General features: G+C 59.6%; 3 protein-coding genes. All 3 read left to right on the top strand.

Annotated elements, in window-relative coordinates; genetic code table 11:
* Window positions 1-98: 98 nt before the first annotated feature.
* Complete coding sequence (locus tag ACRESD_RS20950; RefSeq protein WP_003195152.1) at window positions 99-1,295, top strand: class I SAM-dependent rRNA methyltransferase; 1,197 nt, start codon at window positions 99-101, stop codon at window positions 1,293-1,295.
* 138 nt (window positions 1,296-1,433) lie between these two features.
* Window positions 1,434-2,633 (top strand): MFS transporter, encoded by a 1,200-nt coding sequence (locus ACRESD_RS20945; RefSeq protein WP_431752649.1) that lies wholly within the window; start codon window positions 1,434-1,436, stop codon window positions 2,631-2,633.
* Between the two features lie 201 nt (window positions 2,634-2,834).
* On the top strand, window positions 2,835-3,216 hold a 382-nt coding region (locus ACRESD_RS20940; RefSeq protein WP_431752648.1), incomplete at its 3' end, for a dihydroxy-acid dehydratase.

Genomic DNA, 3,216 nt, shown 5'->3' with positions numbered 1-3,216 from the left:
GTCAGATACAGCGCGCCGTCTGCATCGCAGGCAAGCCAGCTCCCACATGAATCGGCCCGCAAAGGGTATACTCCCGCTCTTTTTTCCGGAGCGACGTCATGTCCCTGCCAAGCCTGCGTCTCAAAGCCAACGCCGATCGTCGTTTGCGCAACGGCCACCTGTGGGTCTACAGCAACGAAATCGATGTGGCCGCCACCCCACTTCACGGCTTCCAGGCAGGCGACCAGGCCATCCTGGAAGCGGCCGGCGGCAAGACCCTGGGCATCGTGGCCATGAGCCCGAACAACCTGATCTGCGCCCGCCTACTGTCGCGCGACATCAAGTTGCCGCTGGACAAGTCGCTGCTGGTGCATCGCCTGAACGTCGCCCTGTCCCTGCGTGATCGCCTGTTCGACAAGCCGTTCTATCGCCTGGTCTACGGCGACTCCGACCTGCTGCCGGGCCTGGTAGTTGATCGTTTCGGCGACATCCTGGTGGTGCAGATCGCTTCGGCGACCATGGAAGCCCATAAGGAAGACGTGATCGCTGCGCTGACCCAAGTGCTCAAGCCAAGCGGTATTCTGTTCAAGAACGACTCCGCCGCGCGCGATGCCGAAGGCCTCAATCGCTACGTCGAAACCGTGTTCGGCCTGGTGCCGGAGTGGGTCGCGCTGGAAGAAAACGGCGTGAAATTCGAAGCCCCGGTGATCCAGGGCCAGAAGACCGGCTGGTTCTACGACCACCGCATGAACCGTGCACGCCTGGCCCCATACGCCAAAGGCAAGCGCGTACTCGACCTGTACAGCTACATCGGCGGTTGGGGCGTGCAGGCTGCAGCTTTCGGCGCCAGTGAAGTGTTCTGCGTCGACGCCTCCGCCTTTGCACTCGACGGCGTGGAGCGCAACGCTGCACTGAACGGCTTCGCCGAGAAGATGACGTGCATCGAAGGCGACGTCTTCGAAGCGTTGAAAGAATTGAAGGCCAGCGAAGAACGCTTCGACGTGATCGTCGCCGACCCACCGGCCTTCATCAAGCGCAAAAAAGACATGAAGAACGGCGAAGGCGCCTATCGCCGCCTGAACGAACAGGCCATGCGCCTGCTCAGCAAGGACGGCATCCTCGTCAGTGCATCGTGCTCCATGCACTTGCCGGAAGATGACCTGCAAAACATCCTGCTGACCAGCGCCCGTCACCTGGACCGCAATATCCAGATGCTGGAGCGCGGTGGCCAGGGCCCGGATCATCCGGTGCACCCGGCGATTGCCGAGACGCGCTACATCAAGAGCATTACTTGCCGGTTGTTGCCGAATAGCTAAGTAACACCGGATCACCTGTAGGAGCCGGCTTGCCGGTTCCTACAGGTGATCCGGGAAGCTGCCCACGTTACTTTTGATTGAATTCCATTTTTCACAGACTAGTATCGGTTTCTGGTTTTACTCCGGAAAACAAAAACAATGTCTGAGTCCACCTGCTCGCCCCCCATCAGTGGCGATATAAAGCGCCAACAACTGTCCCGCTTTATCCTAATCACCTGCATTTCCCTGATCAGTTTTTTCCCGATCAATATCCTGCTGCCCTCTTTTCCCGCCTTGGCTGAAAGGTTCGATACGCCTACCGCCGAAGTCGCACTGTCCATCAGCTTGTTCACCCTGGTCTTTTCCATTTCTCAGTTGGTCGCCGGCCCGCTGTCGGATAAATGGGGACGCAAGGAAGTCCTGATCGGCTGCATCACGCTGTCGATCCTGGGCGCCATCGGTTGCGCACTGTCGACGGACTACCTGACCTTCCTGCTGTTTCGCAGCGTCCAGGCCATGGGCTGCGGGTTCTTTGTACTGGGTCACGCGCTGGTGGAAGACCTGTTCGACGAACAAGATCGTGCCCGTGTGCGCCTCTATTACATGACCCTGAGCGGCTCGTTTGTCGCGCTGTCACCGTTGATCGGCTCCTGGCTACAAACCACTTTCAACTGGCAAGGCAGCTTCTACGGCTTTGCCCTGATGGCATTGGGCATGTTGATCCACGCGTTCTGCATCCTGCCGTCGAAGTCCGCCAGCCCGCACCGCGAGCCGGTGTCCATCCTCGGCACACTCAAAGCGGTCGCACGCAATCGCGACTTCCTGCGTTACTGGTGGATCGCCGCGCTGGTGTTCGCCTGCTACTTCGCGCTGATCAGCGTGACGCCGCTGATTTTCATGGATGCGCTGAAACTCTCCGAATACCAGTACGCGCTGGTGCTGATGGTGTACGGCGTGGCCTACCTGCTCGGTGGCGTTGCGGCCTCGCACCTGCAAAAACGCATCTCGCTGTCTCGGCAGATCAATATCGGCCTCGGGTTGCTACTCGTCGCCGGTGTGTCACTAACGCTGATTGTCAGCTTTGAGGCCATCACTACGGTGACCCTGCTGATCCCGATGCTGGTCAGCGCGCTGGCCGTTACCCTGGTGCGCCCGGCCGCCATTTCTGCGGCGATGTTGCTGTTTTCAAGCAGCGCAGGCACGGCGGCATCGGCAGGCAACAGCATCATGTTCCTCACAGCCGCCATCAGCAGCGCAGCGCTTGCGCAAACCGGAACCCATTTGCTGATGACCATCGCTGTCAGCTTCATTGTTTTCAGCCTGTGGGGCTGGCTGACGAATGCCAGGATCAATCGATGACGCACCTACAGGAAGACGGTGTAGAATCGAGCCTATTCATCGCCAGTCATCCCCCGGCGGGTTTATGAGCTCGAGGCCCAAGCAAGCGGCGATCCCGCGACGCGAGTGGCAACTTCCGGACACACGGCCATTTCTGAGTGTTCCAGACGTCAATAGAAGCTCACTCCCTTTTGATTCCTGATTAGCCGCCCGGAGTGCTCCATGCCAGATTACCGCTCGAAAACATCCACCCACGGCCGCAACATGGCCGGCGCCCGCGCACTGTGGCGTGCCACGGGGATGAAAGATGACGACTTCAAGAAGCCGATCATCGCGATTGCCAACTCATTCACCCAGTTCGTACCCGGCCACGTCCACCTCAAGGACCTGGGCCAACTGGTCGCCCGCGAGATCGAACGCGCTGGCGGTGTCGCCAAAGAATTCAACACCATCGCCGTGGATGACGGCATCGCCATGGGCCATGACGGCATGCTGTACTCCCTGCCGAGCCGCGAAATCATCGCCGACTCCGTGGAGTACATGGTCAACGCCCACTGCGCCGACGCCATCGTGTGCATCTCCAACTGCGACAAGATCACCCCCG

Origin of the sequence: Pseudomonas sp., assembly GCF_050739995.1 — a bacterium.
Taxonomy (GTDB): domain Bacteria; phylum Pseudomonadota; class Gammaproteobacteria; order Pseudomonadales; family Pseudomonadaceae; genus Aquipseudomonas.
The sequence above is the reverse complement of the archived record's forward strand: the minus strand, read 5'-3'. Positions and strand labels throughout refer to the sequence as shown.

Excerpts from the sequence above, each read along its gene's own strand:
- ACRESD_RS20950 (WP_003195152.1), top strand. The coding sequence starts at position 99 with ATGTCCCTGCCAAGCCTGCGTCTCAAAGCCAACGCCGATCGTCGTTTG.
- ACRESD_RS20945 (WP_431752649.1), top strand. The coding sequence starts at position 1,434 with ATGTCTGAGTCCACCTGCTCGCCCCCCATCAGTGGCGATATAAAGCGC.